The organism is Kocuria turfanensis, assembly GCF_001580365.1.
Classification (GTDB): domain Bacteria; phylum Actinomycetota; class Actinomycetes; order Actinomycetales; family Micrococcaceae; genus Kocuria; species Kocuria turfanensis.
This window is the reverse complement of record NZ_CP014480.1, coordinates 707502-734046: the sequence shown is the minus strand read 5'-3', so window position 1 is coordinate 734046 and position 26545 is coordinate 707502. Positions and strand designations below refer to the sequence as shown.

Annotated in this window: 21 protein-coding genes; 7 read left to right on the top strand and 14 right to left on the bottom strand. The window is 72.8% G+C overall.

Going from position 1 to position 26545, the window contains the following annotated elements; all coding sequences use genetic code 11:
* Positions 1 to 1521, bottom strand: a complete 1521-nt coding sequence (locus AYX06_RS03350) for an HNH endonuclease signature motif containing protein (RefSeq protein WP_186815597.1) — start codon at positions 1519 to 1521, stop codon at positions 1 to 3.
* A gap of 710 nt (positions 1522 to 2231) precedes the next feature.
* Here AYX06_RS03350 and AYX06_RS03345 point away from each other — a divergent pair.
* Complete coding sequence (locus tag AYX06_RS03345) at positions 2232 to 3746, top strand: MFS transporter (protein WP_232319384.1); 1515 nt, start codon at positions 2232 to 2234, stop codon at positions 3744 to 3746.
* Between the two features lie 18 nt (positions 3747 to 3764).
* On the opposite strand, the gene AYX06_RS03340 is transcribed toward AYX06_RS03345, so the two are convergent.
* The 4 genes from AYX06_RS03340 to AYX06_RS03325 all read right to left on the bottom strand — a co-directional run bounded on the left by AYX06_RS03340 (position 3765) and on the right by AYX06_RS03325 (position 7629).
* The gene (locus AYX06_RS03340; protein ID WP_062734475.1) at positions 3765 to 4712 is read right to left on the bottom strand and encodes a helix-turn-helix transcriptional regulator; all 948 of its coding nucleotides are present in this window, start codon (positions 4710 to 4712) and stop codon (positions 3765 to 3767) included.
* A gap of 246 nt (positions 4713 to 4958) precedes the next feature.
* Positions 4959 to 6191, bottom strand: coding sequence for a Dyp-type peroxidase (locus AYX06_RS03335; RefSeq protein WP_062734473.1), 1233 nt, complete (start codon positions 6189 to 6191; stop codon positions 4959 to 4961).
* Positions 6184 to 6840 (bottom strand): copper chaperone PCu(A)C, encoded by a 657-nt coding sequence (locus tag AYX06_RS03330; protein ID WP_062734471.1) that lies wholly within the window; start codon positions 6838 to 6840, stop codon positions 6184 to 6186. The genes AYX06_RS03335 and AYX06_RS03330 overlap by 8 nt, the downstream gene beginning before the upstream one ends.
* 129 nt (positions 6841 to 6969) lie before the next feature.
* A complete protein-coding gene (locus AYX06_RS03325; RefSeq protein WP_147017341.1) occupies positions 6970 to 7629 on the bottom strand; it encodes a hypothetical protein in 660 nt (219 codons plus the stop codon).
* Positions 7630 to 7776: 147 nt separating this feature from the next.
* Between AYX06_RS03325 and AYX06_RS03320 the strand changes: the two genes are divergently transcribed.
* Positions 7777 to 9183: an MBL fold metallo-hydrolase gene (locus AYX06_RS03320; protein WP_062734467.1), complete on the top strand. Its 1407-nt coding sequence runs from the start codon at positions 7777 to 7779 to the stop codon at positions 9181 to 9183.
* Positions 9184 to 9513: 330 nt separating this feature from the next.
* On the opposite strand, the gene AYX06_RS03315 is transcribed toward AYX06_RS03320, so the two are convergent.
* From AYX06_RS03315 to AYX06_RS03305, 3 genes are all read right to left on the bottom strand, one after another.
* Positions 9514 to 9900: a hypothetical protein gene (locus AYX06_RS03315; protein WP_062734465.1), complete on the bottom strand. Its 387-nt coding sequence runs from the start codon at positions 9898 to 9900 to the stop codon at positions 9514 to 9516.
* 657 nt (positions 9901 to 10557) lie between these two features.
* Positions 10558 to 10851, bottom strand: a complete 294-nt coding sequence (locus tag AYX06_RS03310) for a rhodanese-like domain-containing protein (protein ID WP_062734463.1) — start codon at positions 10849 to 10851, stop codon at positions 10558 to 10560.
* A 41-nt stretch (positions 10852 to 10892) separates the two neighbouring features.
* Positions 10893 to 11429 carry a rhodanese-like domain-containing protein gene (locus AYX06_RS03305; protein WP_084271715.1) on the bottom strand — a complete coding sequence of 179 codons (537 nt, stop codon included), beginning with the start codon at positions 11427 to 11429 and terminating at the stop codon, positions 10893 to 10895.
* A 341-nt stretch (positions 11430 to 11770) separates the two neighbouring features.
* Here AYX06_RS03305 and AYX06_RS03300 point away from each other — a divergent pair, with 341 nt between their 5' ends.
* Positions 11771 to 12211, top strand: coding sequence for a DUF302 domain-containing protein (locus AYX06_RS03300; RefSeq protein WP_062734459.1), 441 nt, complete (start codon positions 11771 to 11773; stop codon positions 12209 to 12211).
* Between the two features lie 87 nt (positions 12212 to 12298).
* On the opposite strand, the gene AYX06_RS03295 is transcribed toward AYX06_RS03300, so the two are convergent.
* Positions 12299 to 12856, bottom strand: coding sequence for a dihydrofolate reductase family protein (locus AYX06_RS03295; protein ID WP_062734456.1), 558 nt, complete (start codon positions 12854 to 12856; stop codon positions 12299 to 12301).
* Positions 12857 to 13048: 192 nt separating this feature from the next.
* On the opposite strand from AYX06_RS03295, the gene AYX06_RS03290 reads away from it, so the two are divergent.
* A complete protein-coding gene (locus AYX06_RS03290) occupies positions 13049 to 13537 on the top strand; it encodes a hypothetical protein (protein WP_062734452.1) in 489 nt (162 codons plus the stop codon).
* Between the two features lie 240 nt (positions 13538 to 13777).
* Positions 13778 to 14275 (top strand): hypothetical protein, encoded by a 498-nt coding sequence (locus tag AYX06_RS19665; RefSeq protein WP_147017343.1) that lies wholly within the window; start codon positions 13778 to 13780, stop codon positions 14273 to 14275.
* Here AYX06_RS19665 and AYX06_RS03280 read toward each other — a convergent pair.
* The 3 genes from AYX06_RS03280 to mptB all read right to left on the bottom strand — a co-directional run bounded on the left by AYX06_RS03280 (position 14212) and on the right by mptB (position 19188).
* Complete coding sequence (locus tag AYX06_RS03280) at positions 14212 to 15858, bottom strand: peptide chain release factor 3 (RefSeq protein WP_062734446.1); 1647 nt, start codon at positions 15856 to 15858, stop codon at positions 14212 to 14214. The genes AYX06_RS19665 and AYX06_RS03280 overlap by 64 nt on opposite strands.
* Before the next feature lie 177 nt (positions 15859 to 16035).
* The gene (locus tag AYX06_RS03275) at positions 16036 to 17262 is read right to left on the bottom strand and encodes an IS110 family RNA-guided transposase (RefSeq protein WP_062734075.1); all 1227 of its coding nucleotides are present in this window, start codon (positions 17260 to 17262) and stop codon (positions 16036 to 16038) included.
* Between the two features lie 345 nt (positions 17263 to 17607).
* The gene (mptB, locus tag AYX06_RS03270) at positions 17608 to 19188 is read right to left on the bottom strand and encodes a polyprenol phosphomannose-dependent alpha 1,6 mannosyltransferase MptB (protein WP_062734444.1); all 1581 of its coding nucleotides are present in this window, start codon (positions 19186 to 19188) and stop codon (positions 17608 to 17610) included.
* Positions 19189 to 19473: 285 nt separating this feature from the next.
* Between mptB and AYX06_RS03265 the strand changes: the two genes are divergently transcribed.
* Positions 19474 to 20781, top strand: coding sequence for a glycosyltransferase 87 family protein (locus AYX06_RS03265; protein ID WP_062734442.1), 1308 nt, complete (start codon positions 19474 to 19476; stop codon positions 20779 to 20781).
* Between the two features lie 91 nt (positions 20782 to 20872).
* Positions 20873 to 22069: a glycosyltransferase 87 family protein gene (locus tag AYX06_RS03260; protein ID WP_371860061.1), complete on the top strand. Its 1197-nt coding sequence runs from the start codon at positions 20873 to 20875 to the stop codon at positions 22067 to 22069.
* Between the two features lie 153 nt (positions 22070 to 22222).
* Here AYX06_RS03260 and AYX06_RS03255 read toward each other — a convergent pair whose 3' ends face one another.
* Positions 22223 to 24322 carry an acyltransferase family protein gene (locus tag AYX06_RS03255; protein WP_062734438.1) on the bottom strand — a complete coding sequence of 700 codons (2100 nt, stop codon included), beginning with the start codon at positions 24320 to 24322 and terminating at the stop codon, positions 22223 to 22225.
* 447 nt (positions 24323 to 24769) lie between these two features.
* Positions 24770 to 26473: a ribonuclease J gene (locus AYX06_RS03250; protein WP_062734436.1), complete on the bottom strand. Its 1704-nt coding sequence runs from the start codon at positions 26471 to 26473 to the stop codon at positions 24770 to 24772.
* Between the last annotated feature and the right edge of the window lie 72 nt (positions 26474 to 26545).

Genomic DNA, 26545 nt, shown 5'->3' with positions numbered 1-26545 from the left:
TCAGAAGGGCGGGGGAGCGTCACCCAGGTCAAGGGGCGGGGAATCCCCGGGTGGTCTGCCGGCGACCGGTGTGCGGCGGAGGTCAGCGAGGATCTCACGACCACCGACGTGCTCGGGCGCGGACCGGTGCACGAGGCCGGCAGGCGACGTCCACTCCAGCACCGCGGTACGTCCCGGCGGTTCCCCGGTTGCTCCGAGCGCGGGCTCAGCATCGATCTGCCGCACCGACCAGCGCCCGAGGTGCCCGCTGCGGTGCTTGATCCGGTGGTGGTGCCGGCACAGTGCGGCCAGATTGTGCTCGGCCGTCGGCCCTCCGTCGATCCAGGCCACCGTGTGGTCCAGATCGCAGCTCTGGGCCCGGCGCCGGCACCCGGGGAACCGGCAGGTGCCGTCGCGCAGCTCGACCAGACGACGCAGGTCCCGCGGCACGGCATAGACGGTGCGGTCGTGGTCGAGGACCACCCCCGTGGCGGGGTGGGTCAGCACCCGGTGCCAGGCTCCGGCACCGGCAGCCAGCTGACGGGCCACCTCCGCGCTGATCGGGCCGTAGCCGGACAGCATCGGGGCGCCGCACCCGGTCGCTCCTGGTCCTGCTCCGGCACCGGTCAGCATGGCCACCGGCACGGTCACACTCACCTGCGCCCTGATTCCGCGCGGAAAGCGTGCATCGTCCGGCAGGACACCGTCCAGCAGCAGGTCCGCCAGCACATCGGCACGGAGTTCTCCTGCGGTGCGCGGCTCCGCGGCCTCCGGGAGCTCCGGCCCCGGCGCGCACGCCGGTCCCGGACGGCCCGGCACGGGTACGTCCTCGCCCAGCAGGGTGGCCAGTTCTTCGAGCCGGCCGTGCACGGCGATCGCCACGTGCGCGTCCAGCAGCGCGTGCAGATAGGCCGTCCCGTCGGACGCCGGCTCCACCCACACTGCACGATGCTTCCGCGCGGCTCGCCGGCTGCGCTCCTCGGCGTCGGCCACGAGCACGGCGCGCCGGGCACGAGCTGTTGCCCGCAGCTGCGCGGCCGTCACCTGCGGGGCGCGCTCCAGCAGCTCGGCGATCAGGCGGCAGACAGACTCGACGGGCGGCGGCACGCACTGCGTGCCGGTCCAGGTCGGCGCGTCCACGACCAGCTCGCGCCACTGCTCCACCATGACCATGGCCTGGGCCGCACCGATCCGGCCCGCCTCCAGAGCGATCAGGACCTCCGGCAGCATCTCGGCCAGCAGCACGGCGTCCTCCACACGCCGCCGGGCCGTACCCGAGGGCAGCCGGAGGGCCGGCCCGACCTCGGCCGCCACGTCCACGACCAGTTGGTGCTCCGCCTCGGCCAAGGGACTCAGCGGGTCCGGGCGGACAGCACCACGGGCGAACAGCTCCGCCTGGGCCTTCTCCATCGCCTCGAACCGGGCCGCCGTGCGAGCCGCCTGCGCGGCCAGCCACAGGCGGTGGATGCACCGCAGCTGCGCGCCCACTGCTCGCGCCTCCGCCGCAGCCGCGTCAGCGAGCTCGAAGGCAGCGGCTCGCACGGCGGCACCCCTCGCCCGGAGGTCGAGCATCTCCGGAGGCACGGACTCGCCCGGACATTCCTCACCGCTCACCCGGGTTCGGGGCCGCCGCTGCGCCGTTGCCGTCATGGGTTCATTCTCCAGGCCGTGTCCGACGTCCTAAGGTGCTCGGTGCCGCCTCACACGTCGAGGTCTCCCATCGGCCTGCCGGTGATCCGAACAGACCCACGAGGCCGACCTTCCCGTCGTCCCTGTGGGGCACCGCTGTGCCGGCAGCGACCCGTGATCGTCGCGCGCCGCCTTCCCCTTCACCGGACACGAGGACTGTCGGCCAGGTCCGGGGTGCAAGCCCCGCGGGGTCCCGCAGCGACCATGCGCCGACGGTGCCCCGGTCGCCGCCGCAGCTCGGGAACTCGGCTCCGCCCACCGTCCGGCGGGGACGTGGACGACCTCGGAAAGGCTCGGTCGGCGCGTCACCGTCCTGAGCCCGCATACCGTCCGTCACCGGCGGTGCGAACCGTCCCGGGCGCGGTGCCCGAGGTCGTCGATCCGACCTCCTGCGCAGCGTGGCGACGATAGGGCCGGGCCGGGACGGGTCTGTGCCCAACGACGGGCTGCACCAGCACGTCGGTGCACGTCGTACCGGCTCCCAGGAGCGGGGTCGGGCGCGTGTCCTGCGCGGCGAGCCGGACAGCGGCTACCGTGTCCGCGGTCGTTTCTAGACTGGCCGCATGAACGAGCAGCATCCGGGTTCCTCCCGGGCCGTCGATGCTCCCGCCGAAGGCGTGCCAGGTCCAGCGGACGCGGCCGTGCGGCCCGTGCCGGACGGAGACGGCGGGCCGCCCGGTCCGGTCGACTCCGACGCCGTCGACACGTCCGTGCGCAGCCCGGCGCAGCGGTCCCGCACCTTCGCCGGGATCCTCGTGAACACGGCGCTCGCCAACATCACGACCAGCTACCTGTGGTTCGCCCTGACGTTCTGGGTGTATCTGGAGACGCGCAACGTGATCGCCACCGGGGTGGTCGGCGGCGCGTACATGCTGCTGATCGCGCTCTCCAGCATCAGCTTCGGCACCTTCGTCGACCGTTACCGCAAGCTCGTCGTGATGCGCTTCGCCGCCGTCTTCACCCTGGTGATGTTCGTGCTCGCCGGGATCCTGTACCTCCTCACCCCCGCCACTGCCATGGCAGACCTGACCCGGCCGTGGCTCTGGGCCTTCGCCCTGGTCGTCCTGATCGGGGCCGTGGTGGAGAACATGCGCAACATCGCCCTGTCCACCACGGTCACGATCCTCATGGAACCGGACCGGAGGGCCAACGCCAACGGACTCGTGGGCATGGTGCAGGGACTGATGTTCATCGTCACCTCGGTGCTCTCCGGCCTGTCCATCGGGCTGCTGGGCATGGGCGGCACAGTCGTCGTCGCCGTGGCGCTCACTGCCGTGGCCCTCGTGCACCTGCTCACGCTGCGCATGCCCGAGGAGGTGCGCGCCGCGGCCACGGACGCACACGGCGGCTTCGACCTCCGGGGTGCCTTCGCGGCCGTGCTGGCCGTGTCCGGGCTGTTCGCGCTGATCCTGTTCTCGACGTTCAACAACTTCATCGGCGGCGTCTACATGGCGCTGATGGACCCCTACGGCCTGGAGATGTTCCCCGTGGAGATCTGGGGAGCGGTCTTCGCGCTCGGTGCCACCGGTTTCATCGTGGGCGGGGCGCTGATCGGCAAGTTCGGCCTCGGGTCCAACCCGTTGCGGACCATGCTGCTCGCCGTGGTCGCGATGGGCGTGCTCGGGGCGGTGTTCACACTGCGGGAGTGGGCCTGGCTGTACGTCCTCGGCATCTGGCTCTACCTCGTGCTCGTCCCTTTCGTGGAGGCGGCCGAGCAGACGGTCATCCAGCGGGTGGTGCCGCTGGAACGGCAGGGCCGGGTCTTCGGTTTCGCCATGGCGTTCGAGTCCGCCGCCGCGCCGATCACCGCGTTCCTCATCGCACCGGTCGCCCAGGTCTGGATCATCCCGTACGCGCGATCGGCCGAGGGCGCCGCCCAGCTGGCTCCGCTGCTGGGGGAGGGCACCTCCCGCGGCATCGCCCTGGTGTTCCTCGTGGCGGGAATCGTGATGATCGCGGCCGCGCTGCTGGCCTTCCTGACCCCGGTCTACCGCCGGGTCTCGGCGTCGTACGCGCAGGTGGCCGCTGAGGGCGGCGAAACCGCCGTCACCGCGCCCTCGTCCGCGTCCTCGGGCTGAGCCGGGCGTGCTGCCCGGTCAGCGGCCGAGAGTGTGCCTGGGCGTCGTCCCGTAGACCTGCCGGTAGTACTGGGCGAAGCGGCCCGGATGGGCGAAGCCCCAGCGGGCGGCGATCTCCTTCACGGTGTCCCCGCGAGCAGGGTCCGCGTCCTGCAGCTCGCGGTGGGCGGCGTCCATCCGGGTCCGGCGCAGGTACTGGGCCGGCGTCAGCCCTGTCGGGTGATTGGCGCGGAAGGCCCGCACCAGGGCCTTGGTGGTCGTCCGGGCCGCGCGGGCGGCGTCCTCCACGGTGATCGGGTCCGCGGCGTGGTCGTCGAAGTACTGCAGCGCAATCCGGTATCGGCGGCACTGGGCTTCCATGGACAGGTACCGCTCCGCGCGGTCCCCGCGCAGTGGGAAGCACTCGAGCAGTCCCACGGCCAGGTGGCGGGTGAGGTCGGCGCGCACCACGGGCTCGTCGAAGGCCGCGGACGCGAGCACACCGGCGCTGAAGCGCGCCAGCTCGGACCAGTACTGCCCCAGCCGGGTGCTGACCGGCACGGGGGACGTGAAGCCCACCGGGGACTCGGTGCCGTAGACGGTGTCGGCGGTCTGCTGCACCACGTCCACGGGAAGGTGCGCGAGAGTGACGGCCACGTCCTCGGCCACGACGAGCACGGGATGTCCCGGGCGGAACAGCACAGGGATTCCGGCGGCGGCGGTGCCGGTCTCCTGCCGCGTCTGCCAGTCGTAGCGTCTGCCATGCACGTGGGACACCGTGAAGGTCGCGGTGTCGCCCCACAGCGACATCGCGCCTCCCACGTGCACCCGGGAGACAGCACCTCGCGCGTCACCGGCGCGCGAGAGCCGGTAGGAGAACTCGGGATCGGCGGAGCCGTAGCCCAAGCGCAGTCCGGTCCGCTCCCCGAGCACGGGCAGCACGTCCGGGTCCGAGACCGTGAGTTCGTGGCGGAACACCTCACCCATGAGCCAGTACCACCTTCCGCACAGGCCGCGTCCGGCACTGCCTCAGCTCCGACCGTCCGTACCTCGGTCGGGGAATCTCGCCCCAGTATGGCCCGGCTCCCCCGATTGCACAGTCGCCGCCGTCATATGTGCACGCATTGACGACATGTGCCTCTGTCCTGGGGCGCCGGCGGTGGGGGAGGAGCACCAGGCGCTGGAGGCAGTGAGGCTCCGGGAGCCCCTGGCATGGGCGATCCGAGCCGGAGTTCAGGCGTCGAACAGGACGTCGCCGACGAATCCTCCCTCGGTGCAGCCCGGGGGCACGGCGAAGACGGCCGAGCCGACGGGCGTCGTCCAGGTGTTCAGCATGTCCAGCTCGTCGAGCCGCTGCTGGATCGGGACGAACTGGCGGTCGACATCGGCCTGGTAGGACGCGAACAGCAGCCCGACGTCGCCCGCGGCACCGGGCACCCCGGCCCCGGGGACGTCGTAGTTGTAGGCGCGCCGGTGGATCTGCTCCGGCGGATTCCCGGTGCGGGAACGACGGATATGAGCGTAGCCGGCGATGACGGGGAACCCCAGCGGACCCTTCGCGGCGAAGTCGGGCTCCTCGTGCTCGGAGGATCCCGTCAGAGGCGCCCCGTCCGTCAACCGCCGCCCGACGGAGTCCTCCCGGGCGGGGGTGTCGACCTCGTCCCAGGTGTCCAGATCCATGGCGATCCGCCGCAGCACCAGCGCCGTGCCGTCCTCGACCCACGCCGGACATCCTCCGCGTCCGTAGACGACCCGCTCGAACTCCTCGGTGCCGGGTGCCGGGTTGACGGTGCCGTCGACCTGCCCGAAGAGGTTGCGCATGGACCCGCCCGACGCCGTGGAGCCGACCGTGTGCCGGAAGCCTTCCTGGATCCACCGCACGGCCGTGGTGGAGCGGGCGTCCTTGAACAGCATCCGCTGGGCGTGGGAGACGGTCAGCCGGTCCTCGGCGCAGATCTGGAGCAGCAGATCGCCTCCGCTCCACCGGTCCTCGAGCCGGTCGACGGAGAACCGCGGCAACGGCCTCAGCCAGTCGGGCCGGAGGTCGCCGGCGACGAGCGCGAGGACCCGGGGGCCGAAGCCGAAGGTCACCGTGAGCCGGGAGGGGTTCTGGGCCAGCCACGGCTCCTGGTCTCCCAGAGGGGCACGACCCTGGGTCAGCGCCGCCGCGTCGTCGGACAGCACCGTGAGGAGCCGGCGCACCGTGTCCCGGGTGGCCCCGGCGTGCAGGTCCAGGCCCACGAAGGAGGCGAAGGCCTGTGGCGTGGTGCCCACACCGGCCTGCCGGGGGCCGTGGAAGGCCACCGTGTCCCGGCCGTGGGCCCACCGATCCGCATCCGGATCGGGCCGGAACGCGCCGGCCCTGCGGGCGGACTCCAGTCCCACCGCCGAGACCGCACCGACCCCGGCGGCCCCGCCGGCGGCGAGCAGCCGCCGACGACTGACCCGGTCGCCGAGCTCACTCATGGCAGCTGGGCAGCGCCGAGACGGCGGCGGACGCCGTGTGACCCGGCTCGTCGTGCCCCGGTTCGCCGTGCTCGTCGTGGTCCTGGTCGTATCCCGGAACGTACTCCTCCTGGGCGCCGGCGTAGTCCTTGATCGGGGCGGCGACGGTCTGCCCGGCCCCGCCGTCGAACTGGAGGGTGAGGTCCAGGGCGTCACCGGCGTAGAGACCGCACTGCAGGTCGAGCAGCATGATGTGGTTCCCACCGGGTTCGAGCACGTAGGACGCACCCGGGGCGATCGTGACGGGCTCGGCCATCCGCCGCATGACCGTGGATCCGGTCTCCGGGTCCAGCGCGGTCTCGTGCAGCTCCGTGGATCCGCTCGCGCCGTCGGTGGCGACCCCGACGAGGGTCACCGGGACGTCGGTGTCGTTGACGAGGGTGGCGAAGGCGCCGGTCATCCCCGGCGTGGTGCGGGCCTTGACCCAGGCCTGCTCGACGCGCAGGGGCGCGGCGACCGAGGAGGCCGGCGCGGAGGAGACGGGCGCCGGGGAAGCGGGGCCGGCTGCGGGGGCGGTGTCCGCGGCGGCGCCGCAACCGGTCAGGGTGAGTGCGCCGAGGGCCAGGACGGCGGTGCGGCGCGGAGTGCGGGTGGAGTGATGGAAGAGCATGGGCATCCTTCAGCCAGGGGAGGGCAGCGCGGCGTCGAGGGCCGTGCGGTGGGACGGAACGTGGAGGGGGACCACGCCGGAGGTGGCGCGTCGCGGCGGCCCCGCCGGCTGCCGGCGCCGTGTCGGCGCTCAGCCTGCCCGAGCGGGAGCGACGCCCGGCGCCGCACGGAGGACTCGGTCGAGGTCCCGATGACGGCGCTCCGGCGGGCCGCGGTAGGACAGCGCCGGACGCAGCCGCTCCTGGTCGATCAGCACGGGCGAGCGCCCCTCCGTCACGGGACGGGGACGGTGCGCCACGAGAGGACAGGACGCGACCTGCCACAGCCGGCGGACGCGCATCCGGAGAGAGTCGAGCACCCGCACCGCGGAGACCTCGCCGTGGCGGATCAGACCGTAGGTGGCCGCGGCGGCGAGCACGTGGAGGGCCACCATGGTGGTGCCGTCGTGGGCGGCGTGCGGCTCGGCCGCGAGCACGAGGGCGGGTCCTCCCGCTTCCGCTGCGGGGGCGGCGTGGTGGGCATCGCCGGAGACGACGACGACCTCCCCGGTGCCGCCGAACAGCAGGTGGAAGACGCCCTGGCTGACCAGCACACCGGCTGCCACTGCGGAACGGGACAGCACCTGCCCGGCCAGGGCGGTGCACACCGGCCCGGACAGCGCCAGGGAGAGGAGGACGAGCATCGGTGCCGGAGCCGGGCCGCCGCCGGCGACGTGGGACGCCGCCGCGACGGCCGTCGCCAGGACGGCCCCCGTCCAGCCGCGCAGCAGTCGCCGTGCTCGTGGGTGCATCCGTCTCACCTCCACCGCCATCCGCGTCCAGCATACCCCCCTGGGTACTTGCGCCATACCCCTGGGGGTATTACCGTTGTCGTCAGACGGCCGGAGAGACCTCCGCCGGACCCCTGTTCCACACCCCATCCTGCGAAGGAGAGACCCATGCTCATCGAGCGCATCTACGACGAGGACCTCGCTCAGGCCAGCTACTTCATCGGGTGCCAGCGCACCGGGCAGGCCCTGGTGGTCGATCCCCGTCGCGACATCGACGTCTACCGGGACCTGGCCGCGAAGAACGGCATGCGGATCACCGCGGTCACCGAGACCCACATCCACGCCGACTACCTCTCCGGGACCCGCGAGCTGGCCGCCGGCACCGGGGCCACCATGCACGTCTCCGGCGAGGGCGGAGAGGACTGGCAGTACGAGTTCGACGCCGAGCGCCTGTACGACGGCGACGAGCTCCGGATCGGCAACATCGTGGTGAAGGCCGTGCACACCCCGGGCCACACGCCGGAGCACCTGTCCTTCCTCGTCACCGACGGCGCCTTCGCCGACGCCCCGGGCTACATGCTCACCGGGGACTTCGTGTTCTCCGGGGACCTGGGGCGGCCCGATCTGCTGGACGAGGCCGCCGGCGGGGTGGACACCCGCTTCCTCGGGGCGAAGCAGATGTTCGCCAGCCTCAAGGAGAAGTTCCTGACCCTGCCCGACCACGTCCAGGTCTTCCCCGGGCACGGGGCCGGATCGGCCTGCGGCAAGGCCCTGGGTGCGATCCCGTCGACCACGGTGGGCTACGAGCGGCTCTACTCCTGGTGGGGTCCCTACCTGGCGGCCGACGACGAGGCGGGCTTCGTCGAGGAGCTGCTCGAGGGCCAGCCCGACGCCCCGTTCTACTTCGGGCGGATGAAGAACCAGAACCGGCGGGGCCCGGCGGTCATGGGGGAGCGGGCCCCGCTGTCCCAGCTGGACGCGCAGCAGGTCGCGCGGCTGCTCGCCGCCGACGAGGCCACCTTCGTGGACACCCGCTCCGCGGCCGAGGTGCACACCGGCACCGTGAGCGGGGCACTGAACATCCCCGCCGGCGGATCGGTGGCGACCTACGCCGCCTGGGCCGTGAACCCCGAGGCCGACACTCGTCCGCTGGTGCTGCTGGCCGACGACCAGGAGGCGGCCCAGGACTTCTGGGACCACCTGGTGCGCGTGGGCATCGACAGGGTCGCCGGCTACGTCACCGGCACGGCGGGCCTGCCGCGGTCCACCCCGCAGCTGGTCCAGCCCGAGGAGGTCGAGTCCTTCGACAAGGCCGTCCTGCTGGACGTGCGCGCCGCGAGCGAGCACGCCGCCGGGCACGTGCCCGGTTCCGTTCAGCTGCACGGGGGCCGGGTGCTGTGGAACCTGGACCGGCTGCCGCAGCAGGGCACCATCGTGACCTACTGCCAGAGCGGGCTGCGGTCCTCGGTGGTGGCCTCCACGCTCCGGCACGCCGGCTACGACGTGGCCGAGCTCGACGGTTCCTACGCCGGCTGGTCCGCCTACCGGGACACCGTGGCTGCCGCCGTGCGCTGATCCCGAGCCTCGAGCGCTCAAGAGCCGAAGGGGCCGCCCGCAACACGCGGGCGGCCCCTTCGGTCGTCTTCGGCGCCCGGACGAGCCCGCTCCGGCGGCACGACGGGGCGTCGTCGGCGGGTGGAAGGGGCCTCCGGCGGCACAGAGAGGGTCTCCTCGGCGGCTGGAGGGCGACTTTGACGGTATGGACGGGGTGTTCTCGGCGGCTGGAGAGGAGGGCTCCGGCGGTAAGGACGGGTCGTCGTCGGCGGGTGGAAGGGGGCCACCGGCGGCACGACGGGGTGTCCTCGGCGGCCGGCCGCAACGGCAGCTGCCGGGAAGGGGTCGTCCTCACTCCCCAGGTGCGGCCCGATCCGCCTGCGGCCGGCGGGTGAGCAGTTCGATCAGCGTGACGACGGCGACCGCGAGACCCAGCAGCCAACCGGCGGCATAGGGCAGAAGAACGAGCGCTCCCCATCCGGGGGAGCGCCCGGTTCCCGGCCCGAAACCCCCGGCGGCGCTCGCGATCCACATGGCGGCCACGCCCGTGGTGACCAGGACCAGTGACCAGGACGCATACTGCCGGCGCCTGCTCCGACCGAGGTGGGCGCCGAGGGCCGCCAGGGCTGCGCCCGCCAGGATGACGAGCGATCCCTCCAGGGGATCGAGGGCCCCGACCAGCAGGCCGAGCAGACCGGCGGCGACCAGCCATCGCGACCATCGGATGCGTGCGGACATGTGCGCCCTTCCCTCTCCGTGCCCCGGCCTGCGATGAGGACGAACACGATGGCCCGAAGCGGCCGGGGTGCCCCCAGGGGTGACCCCCGCCCGGCGGAGGAGACGACGACACACCCGACCGGGTCCTGCGCCTTCGACCTGCACAGGAGGCGGATGGCCACCTCCACGCCGACTCCGGCCACCGGCAACGATTGTCCCAGCAGCAGGCGCGGGGGTGGTTCCGGTGCTGAGCCGCCCCGACGTCGTCGTCACGGACGTACATCTCGAGAGCGCGGCCCGGACACGCCCCGCGTCGGCCCTGCCTGCCCCGCAAGTTCCTCCGGGAGCATCTCCGCGAGGCCGTCCACGTGTGGTCGGCGGCCGGACGGCGTTCGCCGGGCGGTGCGACGCGGATGAGCTCCGGAGGTGCAGTGCGACGGGAATGCTGTCCGGGCGGATGCTGCTCCGGTGCGGTGCGGTGCGGTGCGGTGGGGAGGCGGGGCCTGGACACGGTCGAAGGGGCCGTCCGCGAGATGCGGACGGCCCCTTCGTGCTGTCGGTGCCCGGCACCCGGCACTCGGTGCCCGGGTTCGGTGCCCGGGTTCGATGCCCGGCGCTCAGCACCCGCTGTTCGGTGTTCGGTGCCCGCGGTCGGTGGCCGACGCCGGCTGCTGCGGATCAGCGGATGGGCAGCCCGGCGCGCTGCCAGGCGAGCATGCCGCCGGCCATGGTGTCCGCGGTGTAGCCGGCGCCGTTGAGCGCGTCGGCCACCCGGGCGCTGCGGTTGCCGCTGCGGCAGACGACGATCACCGGGCGGGTCCGGTCGAGTTCGGGCAGGCGGGCGGTGAGCTGCCCCATGGGGATGTGGAGGGCGCCGGGGATCATGCCGTCGGCGACCTCGAAGTCCTCGCGGACGTCGAGGACCTGTTCCTGGGCGGGGCGGTGGGGAGGCGGAGCCGAGCGGCGGCGCACGCGGCTCTCGGCCGGCTCCGGTCAGCCGGCCTTGGTGGGGCTCAGGCGCCGGCAGCGGGGATCTGGTTGATGGCAGAGGTGGCAGTGGGCTCGTCGGCAGTCCTGTTCCACGGCATGGCCGCGAGCGCCTTGCCCATCGCACAGGTGTTGGAGGCCGCCGAGAAGGCCAGGCCGGTGCCGACGATCCCGGCCAGGGTGCGCACCTTGGGCGAGATGAACCGGCCTCCGACCAGCCCGGTGAGCACGAGGGAGCCGGCGGCCATGCGCACCTGGCGCTCCAGGTCCCAGCGCTGGGCGCCGCGCACGACGTCGCCTCCCGCGGCGGCGAAGCCGGGGGCTCCGCCGGTGAGCACGTAGGCGGTGTCGACCCCGGCGGTGGACAGCCGCTGACGGGCCTGCTCGGCACGGACCCCCGACTGGCACACCAGCACGACGCGCTCACCGAGGCGCGCGGCCAGTTCGGCGGTGTGCTCGGACAGCAGGGGCAGGGGCACGTTGTAGGAACCGCGGATGTGCAGGGACTCGAACTCGGCCGCGGAGCGGACGTCGATGACGACCAGGTCCTCGTGCTGGGCCATCCACTGGCGCAGGGTCCGGGGGTCGAGGGTGGTCACGGCGGTGGGGGCGGAAGTCACGAAGTGCCTTTCGAAGAGCGGACGGGTGAAACGTGTGCCTCCAGTATGTCTGATACCCCCAGGGGTATGCAAACGCTCGGGAAACACCCGCCGGTCGCGCGACGGATCCCGGTCGGGGCCTCGGGCTGCCGGACACCACGGGAGCGCGGCCCGGGGCGGGGGGAAGGACCGGCGGGGACGGAGCGAAAGGACCGTTCTGCCCCCCCCTGGCCTCGGCGGCGGAAGACTGAGAGGTTGGAGGCGGAGAACTCCGCAGTGCCCGATCGATCCCGAGGGAGCTGAGCATGGCCTACACCCACACCGTCACCGTCCCCCTGCCCTACGAGCAGGCCGTGGAGCGGACACGCGCCGCTCTGGCCGATCAGGGCTTCGGCGTCCTGACCGAGATCGACGTCAGGGCGACCTTCACCACGAAGCTGGGCCCCGAGGCCGCCGAGGCCGTCGGCGACTACGTCATCCTGGGAGCCTGCAACCCCGGCCTGGCCAGCAGGGCGCTGGCCGCCGAGCCGCAGCTCGGCGCCCTGCTGCCCTGCAACGTCGTGGTCCGCCGCGCTCCGGGAGAGGACCGGACCACCGTCGAGGCCATCGACCCGCAGACCATGGTGCAGCTCAGCGGCAGCCCCCAGGTGCGGGAGGTCGCCGACGACGCCGACGCACGGCTCCGTGCAGCCCTGTCCACCCTCGGTGGGGCCGGGGCCGCAGGAGCCGGCGCCGCGGGCGAGTGAGCCGCGCCGCCGGATCGGGTCGGCCGCCCGCACCGGCGGTCGCGACCCGGCCCCCGGCGCAGCCCTCGGGGCGGCGGGAGCAGGGCGTCAGCGCGCGACGTCGTAGACGGCCTTGACGACGCCGTTCGCGTAGGCCTGGTGCTCGACCAGGTCCAGCTTGCGCAGCGTGTCGGCCGTGTCGTCGAAGAGACGCCGTCCCGCGCCGAGCAGCACGGGGAAGATCAGCAGGTGGTACCGGTCCACGAGGTCGGCGGCGGCCAGGCCCTTGGCCAGCGTCGCGCTGCCGTGCACCAGGATGGTGCCGTCGACGGTCTCCTTCAGCCGGGCGACCTCGTCGAGGGAGCGCAGCACCGAGGTGTTGTGCCACGCCGGGTTCTCGAGGGTGGAGGAGACCACGTACTTCGGCATGGCGTTGTACTCGGCGAACTCCTCCATCGAGGGCCAGACCGGGGCGAACTCCTCGTAGCTGACCCGGCCCATCAGCATCGCGGCCGCCTCCTGCTGCTCCCGGTCCTTGATCTCGTAGGCGGTCTCGTCGAACTCCACCTGCTGGAAGGTCCAGCCGGCGTGCGGATGCGGGCCACCGCCGGGGGAGTCGACGACGCCGTCGAGCGTGGTGAACTCGGTGATGATCAGCTGGCCCATGGGGATCTCCTGTCGATGACGTGCGGCCGGTGTCGCCGTGACTCATACTCTGGCGGTACCTCGCGGTCTGCGGAAGGGACGCGCCGACTGCGACGTCACAGGTCGAGGGTCCTGCGGGTGCTGGGCGTGCGGACCCGCTGAGCACAATGGGCCCATGACCCGCACCCCGTCCAGCCGCGCGCACCGCTCGCCGTGAGCCGCATCCTCATCGCTGTCGTGGCGGGACTGGTCGGCCTCGCCGCGTCGATGACCCTGTACCTCGGCCTGGTGCACGCGGTTCCGTTGGTGAGCTGGGGCACCGACGAGGAAGAGCTCCTGCGCGTCGAAGGCGCACACGACGTGCGCCGTGCATCCGTGGTCGCCGCGCTGGCCGGCATCCTGCTCCTGACCGCCCGTGCTCGGTGGACAGGGGGCATCGCCGTGGCGGCCGCCTGCCTGCTGGCAGTGCTCTCCCACGAGAACACGATCGCGTCCTGGGGTCTGTTGCCGGTCTACGTGCTGGCCCTGTTGGTGGGCTGCGGCGCCGTCGTCGGACGGGCCGGGAGCCGGCGGGGCACGGCGCCGTCGCGGCGGGCCCGAGATCAGCAACGTCGTGGGACGCCGACCCGGCGCTCGTGCGCCGGCCGTCGCCGCACCGTCTCGCGACGCGACTCCTCGCACCGGCACCGACGGCTCCGCTGATCCGGCTCGACCGGACCTCCCCGAGACCGTGCACGACGCCCGGCGCTGCGGCCAGGCCTCCAGGACAGCGACGCCCCCTCATGTGGATGCCCGGTTGCGGCCGATGCCCATGGGGGCATGCGCGTCATCATGCGGTGCCGCGGTGGGAGACGCCTGACGGCCGTGGTGCAATGGGCCTCCACCAGCCGTCCGGACGAAGCGCTCCGACGTCCGACACCGTCGGAGCGGGAAGGACCTGTCATGGCATCCACGGCACATCGGCACATCCGTCGCCCGAGCGTGAGGCCGGCACCGCGGCGGGCCGGGCTGTGGGGCGTCCGGGCCGTGGGACTGTACTTCAGCGGCTCGGCCGTCCTCAACGCGGTGTACACGGTCCGCATCGCCCACCGGCTGATCGGCTGGTTCCGCGACAGCGCGTGGGTGCCGCCCTACCGGCCCGTCCTGGCCGCGCTGGAGCCGGTCGCTCCGGCCGTCGTGCTGGCCACGGCGGCGTTCGAGTCCGTGGTGGGCTATCACCTGGTGCGCAACCGCAGGACCTCCGGAGCGCTGCGCTGGGCGCAGGCATGGGTGCTGTGTCTGTGCCCCGCCCTGCCCTGGCCCTACTGGGTGCCCAACGCGGCGTCGGCGGTGGTCTTCGAGGTCGTCCGCCGCAGGGCGGCGGCGCCCGGGCGGGCTCAGGCGGGGGTGGTCTCCTCGGCGTCGCCGCCGATCGGTTCGAGGGACGCCTCGGGGGCGTAGGTGGGAATGCGGCCGAGCTTCCACTTGTCGGTGAGCACCGCCACCGCCTCGCCGTCGGAGCGCCACAGCACCTCGACGCCCGGCACCTGGTTCAGCACGCCGGGATCGGGGGCGACGACTCGCCGGGCGAGGGTGTAGGGAAGGGCCTCCAGGCGCACCTGCGCACCGAACTCCTGGGCCATCCGGTCGGCCACGACCTCGAACTGCATCGGGCCCACCGCCGCGAGCACCGGCGCCTGGTCCCCGCGGACCTCCGAGCGCAGCACCTGGATGACGCCCTCGTGCTCGAGCTGGGTGATCCCACGGCGGAACTGCTTGGCCCGCCCGGCGTCCACGGCCCGGGCCACCTGGAAGTGCTCGGGGGAGAAGTGCGGAATGGGCGGGAAGGTCACCGGCGTGCCGGTATAGACGCTGTCCCCGGCCCGCAGCGCCGAGGCGTTGACCAGCCCCACCACGTCCCCGGGGAAGGCGGTCTCGACGGTCTCCCGGTCCCGGCCGAAGACCTGGTGGGCGTACTTGGTGGCGAACGGTTTGCCGGTGGCCCCGTGCGTGAGCACCGTCCCGCGCCGGAACACCCCGGAGCAGACCCGCAGGAACGCCACGTGGTCCCGGTGGGCGCGGTCCATCCCGGCCTGGAGCTTGAACACGAACCCGGAGAACGGCGCGTCCACCGGCCGCGGGACCCCCGCGGCGTCGGGACGCGCGCCGGCCGGGGGCGCGAGGTCGACCAGGACGTCGAGCAGGGTGCCCACCCCGAAGTTCAGGGCCGCGGCGGCGAACAGCACCGGGGTGGCCTCTGCGGCCAGGAACGCCCCGGGCTCGAACGCCCCGTTGCTCTCGGCCACCAGATCGGCCGTCTCGCACGCCTCCGTCCACGCCGCCCCCTCGAGCTCGGCGGCCTGCGCGGGGTCGAGCACCTCCGCCTCGGCCAGGGCGGCGCCGGCGGCCACCCGCCGGTACCGGGTGTAGGTGCGGGTGCGCGGATCCAGGGTGCCCCGGAAGTCCCCGGACAGCCCCACCGGCCAGGTCAGCGGCACCGGCACCCGGCCGGTGCGCTGCTGCACCTCGTCCATGAGCTCCAGGGCGTCCTTGCCGGGGCGGTCCCACTTGTTGATCACGGTGATCACCGGCAGGCCCCGCCGTGCGCACACGTCGAAGAGCTTCAGGGTCTGGGTCTCCAGGCCCTTGGCGGCGTCGACGAGCATCACCGCGCAGTCCACCGCGGCCAGCACCCGGTAGGTGTCCTCGGAGAAGTCGGCGTGGCCGGGGGTGTCGAGCAGGTTGACCACGGTGTCCCGGTAGCTGAACTGCAGGGCGGCCGAGCTGATCGAGATGCCCCGGTCCTGCTCCATCTGCATCCAGTCCGAGACCGTGGCCTTCCGGCTGGACTTGCCGTGGGTCGCCCCGGCCTCCTCGATGACGCGCGCGTGCAGGGCCAGGGCCTCGGTCAGCGTCGACTTGCCCGCATCCGGGTGGGAGATCACCGCGAACGTGCGCCGGCGGGCGGCCTCCGCCGCGACCGTCTCCGGGGCGGACCCGTCGAGCAGGGTCGACGGGGTGCGTGCTGTCTGCTGTCCGGCCATGCCCACGACTCTAGCCGGACGTCACGACGGCGCCGTCGGCGCGACCTCACCGGCCCCGGGCCGCGACGGCGCCGCCGCTGCCCCCACGGCCCGGCGGTGCCCGCGGCCACCGCTCGGCCGGTTGCCGTCGCGGTCCGGGGCGGTCGGGTCCGACGGGGGGTGCCTCTATCGTTTTCGTCAAGCGGCCAGGGCCACCGGTGACGGGCTCTGAGGCTCGGTGGGGTCTTGGTAGAGGGTCCCGTCGCGCAGCATCGCGTACAGGACGTCGATCCGTCGGCGGGCCAGGGCGATGATCGCCTGGTTATGGCGTTTGCCCTGGGCGCGCTTGCGGTCGTAGTACGCCCGGGAGGGCGGGTGGTTGAGTGAGGCGAAGGCGGAGAGGAACAGCGCCCGTTTGAGTCTCTTGTTCCCGCCCTTGGCGGCGTGCTCGCCGCGGATCGAGGTTCCCGACCTTCGGGTAACCGGGGCGATTCCGGCGTAGGAGGCCAAGTGCCCGGCGTCTCGGAAGTCCTTGCCGACGACTTCGGTGAGGATCCTCGCGGCGGTCCTGACGCCGATGCCGGGCATCGAGGTCAGGACCGCGGAAAGAGGGTGGGCCTCCACGAGGGCCTCGACCTGGGTAGCCACCGTGGCGCGCTGATGGATCAGGCCGGCCAGCTGCCCGGCCAGGATCGGGATGACGGTGGCGGCGGCCTCGGTACCGGCCACGACCACGCTCTGCTGGCCCAGGGCGTCGAAGACCTCCTCGGTCAACGGCTCGGCCAGCCGCGGGGCGTGCTTCTTCAGCCTCGCCCTCACATGACCCCGTCCGGCCGTCTGCAGCTTCGCCGGGGTCGGGTAGCGGGTGAGCAGGTCGGCCACCGCCGGGTGGGTCACCCGCGGCCCGAGGACCCGTTCCAGGGCGGGGTGGATCTGGGTGAGCATCCCCCGCAGACGGTTCGAGGTGGCGGTGATCTGGGCGGCGAGGTCGTCGTCGAAGCCGGCCAGCACACCCAGCTCGGCGATCTGAGCCTCGTCCACCCGGATGTTCCGCAGGGTGTGCGGCATGGTCCGGGCGGCCTCGGCGATGATCAACGCGTCGCGGGCGTCCGTCTTCGCCGCACCCGGGTGCAGGTCCGCGATCCGGCGCATGGCCAGTCCCGGCAGGTATGCCACGGTGACAGACTCCATCGCCTGGGCCACCGCCACCGGCAGCGCCCCGATGGTGGCCGGCTGATCAACGACCATCAGCACCGGCCCGTGCTCGACGATCAGGGCCTCAAGAATCGCCCGCAGCCGAGCCTCGTCGTTGGGCAGAGCTTTGTCATAGACCGCCCTCCCCGTGCTCGTGACGGCCACGGCGTGATGGTCGGACTTGCCGACGTCGAGGCCGACGAACACCGCCGGGGATGGTTGCTCTGACATGGCCGGGTCCCTTCTCCTGCGATGGCATCTGCACGTGCTGGCCGGCCGGGAGGTGGTCACGCTCGGCATCCACGTTACAAAGGTCCTCCACAGGAGATCCCGCCTCTATCAGCGATCCGTGACCACCGGACCGGCCCTCGGTGACAACACCCCCCGGATCATGGATGACTGGGGGCAAACGATCATGCCGAGGACCGGCCGGCCAACACTCCTCATCATCACGGACCGAGGAGCTGGGAAGAAGGTAACGGGGCGTCGGGCGGTCGGGCCGGGTAGGGGCGTCGGGCGGTCGGGTCCGGCGGGGGCGCCGGGGGCGTCGGGCGGTCGGGTGCCGACGTGGGGGTCTCAGCGACGGGGGCGCCGGCGGGCGAGCCAGCGCACCGGGCCTCCGCGGACCAGCAGGTGCCGGGTGTGGGGGTCCAGGAGGATCAGGTAGGCGGTGAACGCCAGCGCCGTCACGAACGCGATCGTCGACGCGTCGACCGGCAGCTCGATGAACGGCCACACGGAGAGCTGGTCCTGGGCGCCGAAGATGACGAAGAAGGTGATCACGATGTAGAGCGAGCGGATCTGCCAGTTGTCCTTGATGCCGGTCACGGCGAGGAACGGCAGGAACCAGAGGATGTACCAGGGCTGGATGATCGGTGAGAGCAGCACCACGGCCGCGAAGGCCAGTCCCAGCCTGCGGACCACCTGCCGGTCGTCGCCGCGGAACATCAGGAGGAGCACCAGTCCGATGGCGGTGTACTGCAGCGCGCTGCGCAGCGCCGAGGCCAGCTGACCTCCCGGCAGACCCACCGCGTCCGCGAGGTGGTCGACCCGCTGGCTCAGGAACCCGGACGGTGAGTAGCCGGTGAAGCCCGGGGTGGGATCCACCAGCGCCCAGACCCACCCGGTGCCCAGCTGATAGGGGAGGCCGCTCAGCAGCAGCACCCCGCAGCTCAGGGCCGCCGTCGCCGCCCAGAGGCCGAACCTCCGCCCCCAGGACGCCTTCGGCCCCGCCCACAGCAGCCCGATGAACGGCAGCAGCAGGATGGTGATGGGCTTGACGGCGATCGACGCGGTCACCAGCAGGACACCGGCGATCGGCCGCCCCGTGGCCGCGGCGTACGTGCCGGCCACGGCCAGCCCGAGCATCAGCGCGTCGTTGTGCGCGCTGGCCACGAAGCTGATGAGGAACAGGGGATTGGCCACGGCGATCCACAGGGCCCGGGCCGGGTCGACCCCGTGCAGCTGCGCCAGCTTGGGCACATAGACCACGCACAGCAGGACACCGGCGCAGGCCAGGAGGCGGAAGAGCAGCACCGACAGGTCCGGCTGCGCCCCGGTGAGGGCCACGATCGCCCGCGCCGCCCACAGGAAGTGCGGCCCGTAGGGAGTGCGGGCCTCGGCCCAGGCCGGATCGGCGCCCAGCATGAACCAGTTCTCGAGGGTGGAGATGCCGGTGGTGTAGGGATTCTGGTCGGCCAGCATGAGCCGCCCCTGCCCGATGTAGGCGTAGACGTCCCGGGAGTAGATCGGGACGGCGAACAGCAGGGGCAGCGACCACGCGCACACCGCCAGCAGGACGGGGCGCTGGGCGCCGGCGGGCCAGTCCTGCAGCCTCTGCCCGAGACGGAGCCAGGAGCGCACCAGCAGCATCGCGCCGACCGTCAGCAGCACGGTGGAGCAGTACACGCCCCATCCCTCGACGCGCAGTGCGATGACCAGAGGATGGCGGACCATCGGAGAACCGCTCGCGATCCACCCGGTGCCGATCGATCCGACGAACATCAGCACGGAGCCGACGAACCCCTGCAGGACGGCGACGTGCGCTCGCGGTGGCCGCGGGGTGACCGGCTCCGGCCGGGGCTGTGCTGCCGCGGGCTCCTCGGCCTGCTCGTGACGGTTCCCCGGTGCCCCCCGATGCGAACCACCTGCCGTCATGACGTGTGCTGATCCCCTAGGTGTGTCATTGCTGGGCGGACAGGTGCCCCGGATGCTCTCCGGGAGCCCGATCCTAGCAGTCACGGACGCCTCGGCCCCGGGACTGCGGAGGGTTTCGCCGTGGTTCCCGTCCCGGATCGCCCGGCCGGTCGGGGTCCCGGCCGGGCGGATGTCCGCCCGGCCCCGCCCGGGCACGTAGCATGGGGGAGCCGCGCAACGGTCCCGGCGACGGCTCGCCGGGACGGCCCGCTGCCCTGTCGCTCAGCCCCTGACGAGGATCGCCCCATGTCCACGGACAAGACCTTCAGCCTGCTCACCCGGTTCCGAGACCGCTTGCTGCCCCAGCGGTGGCAGGTCTGGGCGAACTCCCCGCGCGGACTGCTCACCGGCTTCGTCGCGGTGCACCTGGTCTTCCTGGTGTTCGCCCTGGTGACGTCCCTGGCCGGCGGCGCCTTCAGCGACACCTACATCTACCGTGCCTGGGCCCAGGCCGACTTCGACGAGCAGAATCTCGGGGCCGAACCCAGCCCCTGGGTCTATCCGGTGCTGGCGCTGCTGCCGATCGCGGTGGCCGGAGCGGCCGGTCCGGGCCCGTTCTTCTTCCTGTGGGTGCTCATGATCACCGTGCTCAACGGCTGGGCCGTGGGGAAGCTGACGGACTGGGGACGCGACCGCCACGCCGTCCCGGCCGCGTGGTGGTGGCTGGGCTTCGTCTTCCTGATGGGCTGGCTGGGCTTCGCCCGGGTCGACGGGCTCACGGCCCCGCTGGTGCTCGTCGCCCTGGTCTACGGCGCGGCGCACCCGGTCGTCGCCTCGGTCCTGCTCAGCGTCGCCACCTGGATGAAGGTCTGGCCCGCCGCCGTGGTGCTCGCCCTGGTCACCGTGGTGCGCCAACGGGTCCAGGTCGTCGTCGCGGGCCTGCTGGTCAGCGCGGCCGCGGCCGGGGTGGCCGCCGCCATGGGGGAGCTGCCGAGACTCCTCGACTTCCTCACGCAGCAGGGGGACCGGGGCATGCAGCTGGAGGCCACGTTCACCACCCCGTGGCTGTGGCTGTCCGTGCTGGGCGTGGGCGAGTCCCGGATGTACATGAACACCGAGATCAACTCCATGCAGGTGGACGGCCCCGGGACGGAGACCATGGCCGTGCTGATGCAGCCCCTGCTGCTGCTGGCCGCCGCCGTGGTGACCGTCCTGATCGCCCGGGGGCTGCGCCGCGGGGAGCAGTCCGGCGCCACCGACCGCACCGAGCTGCTGCTGGCCGGCTCGCTGACCATGGTGACCGCCTTCATCGTGTTCAACAAGGTCGGTTCGCCGCAGTTCATGGTGTGGCTCGCGTCGGCCGTGGCCGTGGGGCTGACCCACCACCGGACGGTGTGGCGGGTGCCGGCGGCGATGCTGATCGTCATCGCCGTGGCCACGTTCTTCGTCTACCCGCTGTTCTACTACGAGCTCAGCCACAACGACCCGCTGATGGCGCTGGTGCTGACCCTGCGCAACGCCATGCTCGTGGTGCTGCTGTGGTGGTCGGGGCGCCGCCTGTACCGGCTCGGCTCGACGCGGCCGACCACCGTGCTCACCGCCAAGGAGTCCTGAGATTTCCGCCGCCTTCCGCGACCGGCTGACCGGTCTGCGCGACGCCGTCCTGCCCGCCCGTGCCGCGGCCTGGTTCGCCCGCCCGTCCAGCGTGTGGTGGGGCTTCGCCGTCGTCCACCTCTACTTCCTGGGCTGGATGATGTCCTTCGTCGTCCACGGCGACGCCTTCAGCGACACCGAGCAGTACCGCCGGTGGGCCATGGCCGGGTACGACCCGACCGGCGGCGCGGACGACATCAGCCCGTGGGTGTACCCGGTGCTGGCGCAGATCCCGATCCACCTGGCCGGGATCGCCGGGCCCGGCCCCTACCTGCTGGTGTGGACGCTGATCATCACGGTGCTCAACGCCGTGGCACTGGCCTGTCTCACCCGCGGCCCGTGGCGGGCGCGCAGCGTCCTCCCGGCATGGTGGTGGCTGGTCTTCACCGTCTTCCTGGGCTATCTCGGGTTCGCCCGGGTGGAGGGCGTCGCGGCCCCGATCGTGCTCATCGGGCTGCTCTGGGCGGCCCGGCGTCCGGTGCTCGGCTCGGTCCTGCTGAGCATCGCCACCTGGATCAAGGTCTGGCCGGCGGCCGTCCTGCTCGCCCTGGTCATCGCCTGCCGGCAACGGCTCCAGGTCGTGGCCGCCGGGGTGGTGGTCACCGCGGCGGTGGTGCTCGGCACGTATCTCTCCGGCGGCATCGCGCGCATCGCGGACTTCCTGGTCAACCAGGGCGAACGCGGCATGCAGCTGGAGGCCACGTTCTCCACCCCGTGGGTCTGGCTGAGCGTCCTCGACGTGGCCGGGGCGCGGATGGCCGACAACGTGGCCATCAACTCCACCGAGGTCTACGGGCCCGGCGCCGAGCTCACAGCGTTGCTCATGCAGCCCCTGCTCGTGCTGGCCGTCCTCGCGGGGTCCGCCCTGCTGGTCCGTGCGCTCCGGCGCGGGGCCGAGCGGGAGGAGCTCCTCTACGAGGGGGCGCTGATGATGACCACCGTGTTCATCGTCTTCAACAAGGTCGGCTCCCCGCAGTTCATGATCTGGCTCGCCCCGGTCGTCGTGGTCGGCCTGGTGCACGACCGCCGGCGGTGGAGGGCCCCGGCGGCGCTGCTGATGGGGATCGCGGTGGCCACGTTCGTGATCTACCCGCTCTTCTACACCCCGCTCATCCACGCGCACCCGGTGATGGCGGCCGTCCTGACCGTGCGCAACGCGCTCCTCGTCCTCCTGCTGTGGTGGTCCGTGCGGCGGACCGTGGAGCTGGGGAGCGCCACCCGCCCCGCGCCCCGGACCGTCGACGCCTGAGCCCGCGGATCGGCCCCGGCGGTCCTGGACGGTGGCGACACGGGGACGGCGCGCCGGCGGGACCGCTGCCGATGGATCCTCCGGGCTGTCGTCCCCGCGGTCCTGGCCACGCCGGTGGCCGCTCGGCCGGCCGCTCAGGTGGCCGTCACGGAACTACCGCCGGTCCGGCCAGCCCAGGGCCTCGAGCATCCGGTGCTCCACGTCGGGGGCGAGGGTCTCGCCGTAGGCCGAGGTGACGTGGTCCAGGTCCATGTAGACCTGGATGTTGCCCACCACCCCGGGGCAGACGGAGTCGGTGCACAGCCGGTCCGTGAGGTCGACCGGGTGCAGGTCCTCGTGCCGGGCGGCCAGGTCCTCGAGCGGGTTCTCCGGGAGGAGGGACTCCGAGCGGGGCGGATTGCAGCGCGCACGGTCGGGGCCGTAGGTCTCCACGCAGGCGAACATGCTGAACGGGAAGCGCGGGTTGTCGCGGAAGGCCAGGACGGGGATGCCGGCGTCCAGGAAGGGGCGGACGCCGGCCTCGTAGCCGTCGACGAGCTTCTCGTGCGGGGCCTCGGGGAGGCTCAGGGTCCCGATGGTCAGGACCGCGTCCGGCTCCGCCTCCAGGGCGGCCTGGCGGGCGGCGGCGTTGAACTCGCCGCACTCGGCGTCGGCCGGCTCGGCGTCGCCCGTGTAGCGGCAGGCCATGCGCAGGTAGGAGACCACCTTCCAGCCCTGGGCGTCGGCGGCCCGGTGGATCGGGGTGAGCAGCTGCTGGGCGTGGGAGTCCCCGATCACCACGACGGTGCGCTCGGGGTCAGCGCCGTCGTCGGGTTCGATCACCCGGCAGTGGCCCAGGCCGTCGATGCCCTCGGGGGCGTCCTCGGGCGAACAGGGCCCGCCGGTGTCCCCCCACTCGTCCTCGCGCTCGGCGCCGGTGGGGATGATCGGCACGTCCGGGACCTCGGTGACGTCCCCGCGCAGCACCGCGGCCCCGGGGTAGTTCTCCGGGGTGCGCTCGACGCCGGCGGAGGGATCGCGCTGGACCGTGTACTGGTGCGCGCCGGTGAGGGGCACCGCCACGACCAGGGCGGTGGCGGCCAGGCGGAGGCCGTGGCCGGCGCGCACCCCGGGCAGGGCCCGCCAGCCGGCCAGCAGCGGCGCGGTGGCCCGGGTGAGGAGCACGGAGGCGGCGAGAACGCCGAGACCGTCGACGACGGGAACGTCGTCACGGGCGGAGATCAGCAGGTAGGTGATCAGCAGCGGCCAGTGCCACAGGTAGATCCCGTAGGCCCGGTCGCCGAACCAGAGCAGCGGGCGTGCCGCGAGCACGCGCCCCGCGCTCAGCGGTCTGCCGGGGGCCAGCGCGCCGCCGAGCAGGATCGCCGCGGCGCCCAGGGTGGGGGCGAGGGCCGCGGTGCCGGGGAAGCGGGCGCCGGTGTCGAGGAGGAACGGGGTGGCCACGACCGCGGCCAGCCCGGACCAGCCCAGCGCCACGCCCACCGGCCGGGCCGCGGCCTCCGGGAGGCTCCTCCGCGACGCGTCCTGCGGGCGGGACGAGCGGGCGAGCGCCAGGGCGGCCAGGGAGCCGAGGGCGAACTCCCACAGCCGGGTGACGGTGCTGAAGTAGGCCCAGGCCGGCGCGCCGGCCGTCTGCGCCAGGGACCACGCGAAGGAGCCGGCGAACACCAGGGCGAACACGGCCAGGGCGACCGTGCGGAAGCGCAGCCCCGCCCACCGGGCGGCGAGCGCGCAGCCGGCCAGCAACAGCGGCCAGAGCAGGAAGACCTGGCCCTGGACGGACAGCGACCACGTGTGCTGCAGCGGGGTGGTCTCGGCGCTGTCGGCGGCGTAGTAGTCCACGGACTGACCGGCCAGCACCCAGTTCTGCACGTAGGACAACGAGCCCCACACGTGGGAGAGCAGCTCCTCCCACCGGCTGGGCGGGAAGAGGGTCAGCACCGCGGCGAGCACGGCCAGCAGCATGACCGCCATCGGCCCGATCAGCCGCGCGAAGGTGCGCACCCAGTACTCGCGCACCGCCAGGGGCCTCCCGCGCTCGATCCGCCGCACGAACGTGCCCGTGAGCAGGAACGCGGACAGGACGAAGAAGACGTCCACCCCGCCGGAGACCCGGTCCGTCCACAGGTGGAAGGCCACGACCAGCAGCACGGCCACCCCGCGCAGGCCCTGGATGTCGGGGCGGTGGCCGGGCGGATGCGCACCCGCAGGAGCGGGCGCGGCCGGGGTGGTGGTCGTGGTCGGGTACGTCATGGGAGGTGGTGCCTGTCGGGGTCGATGGCAGGGTCAGCGTCCGGTGCCGGGCCCGCGGGGGCGAGGACGCCGGCACCGCCGTCTCCGGGGCCGCGGCTCACCCGGGGGGAGAGCGCCCACGGGGTGGACCGGTGCCCGGCGTCCGGTGCGGTCCGACCCGGCGTGCCCCCCGGCCCTGCGGTCACCGGGGACGGGGCCGCCACGGTCGAGGAGGCCCGCACACGGGGCCGCCGGGACGGGCGAGCACGTGCTGCGGCGCACCGGCGTCGTCGACCGCCGTGCGGAGGTCGCGCGGAGCGGAGGGCGGGCCCGCCCTGTTCGGGCACCGGGCGAACTGCCCTCCGACGTGCTCCTCCACGGTACCCGCTCCGCCACGGGGTGCACGAACCGGTGGGCCGCCCCCCCCGCGGGGCGCAGAGCCCGCCGGGGCGGCCCGAGGGGCGCGGATCAGGCGTCGATGACGACTGCGGTGACCAGCGGCGCGCGCCGGTAGGCGCGCTCCAGGTGGCGGGCCACGGTCTCGCCGATGAGCGACTCGAGCTCGTCGAGGTCCTCCAGCTTCTGCGTGGCCGGGCGGGCCAGGGCGTGCTCGACCTTCTCGGCGGCCTTGTCGAAGATGTGCTCGTCGTGGACGAAGCCCTTCGCGATGAACTCCAGCGGCTCGGCCAGCACGTTGGTGTCGGCGTCGACGATGGCCACGACGGTGACCACCCCGCCCTCCTGCAGCAGACGACGCTCGACGAGGGTCTCCTCGGTGACCTTGCCCACCGTGTGACCGTCGACGTAGACCAGGCCGGCCTCCACCCGCCCGGAGATCCGGGCCCGGCCCTCGACGAGGTCGATGGTGCTGCCGTCCTTGGCGATGAGCACGTTCTCCGGGTCCACGCCGGTGCGGATCGCCAGCTCGGCGTTGGCGTGCAGGTGCTTGGACTCCCCGTGCACGGGCATCACGTGGGTGGGCTTGACGATGTTGTAGCAGTACACCAGCTCACCGGCGGAGGCGTGACCGGAGACGTGCACCTTGGCGTTGCCCTTGTGCACGACCTTCACGCCGAGGTCGGTGAGCTTGTTGATGATCCCGTAGATCGCGTTCTCGTTGCCCGGGATCAGCGAGCTGGCCATGAGCACCGTGTCCCCGGGGTTGAGCTGGATCTGGTGGGTCTCGTTGGCCATCCGCGAGAGCGCGGCCAGGGGCTCGCCCTGGGAGCCGGTGCACACCAGGGCGACCTTCGCATCGGGCATGGAGCGCAGCTTCTTGAAGTCGACCACCAGCCCGCGCGGGATCTTCAGGTAGCCCAGCTCGGTGGCGATGCCCATGTTCTTGACCATGGACCGGCCGACGAAGGCGACCTTGCGCCCGTGGGCGTGGGCGGCGTCGAGGACCTGCTGGATCCGGTGCACGTGGCTGGCGAAGCTGGAGACGATGATCCGCTTCGGCGCGGTGGCGAAGACGTGGTCGATCGCCGGGGTCAGCTCCTGCTCCGAGGTGGTGAACCCGGGGACCTCGGCGTTGGTGGAGTCGGTGAGGAACAGGTCCACGCCCTCGTCGCCCAGCCGGGCGAAGTGGCGCAGATCGGTGATCCGGTCGTCCAGGGGGAACTGGTCCATCCGGAAGTCCCCGGTGTGCAGCACCAGCCCGGCGTCCGTGCGGATGGCCACGGCCAGGCTGTCCGGGATCGAGTGGTTGACCGCGACGAACTCGCACTCGAAGGGGCCCGCCCGGTGCTTGTCACCGGCCTCCACGTGCACCGTCTTCGGGGTGATCCGGTGCTCGGTGAGCTTGGCGGTGATGAACGCCAGGGTCAGCTCCGAGCCGATGAGCGGGATGTCCGGGCGCTCCTTGAGCAGGTAGGGCACACCACCGATGTGGTCCTCGTGCCCGTGCGTGAGCACGATCCCGACGATGTCACCCAACCGGTGCCGGATGGCGGTGAAGTCGGGCAGGATGACGTCGATGCCCGGCTGGTGCTCCTCGGGGAACAGCACCCCGCAGTCGACGACGAGCAGCTTGCCGGCGTGCTCGAACACGGTCATGTTGCGCCCGATCTCGCCCAGGCCCCCCAGCGGGGTCACCCGCAGGCCCCCGGCGGGCAGCGGCGGCGGGGACTTGGGCTTGCGGGAGGATCGGGAGGAACGGGAGGAAGTGGTCAACGGATCACGCTTTCATGGTGGGTTCGGGCACGGTGGCGCGGCCGGCTCGCGCGGAGCGCGGCTCGCATGCGG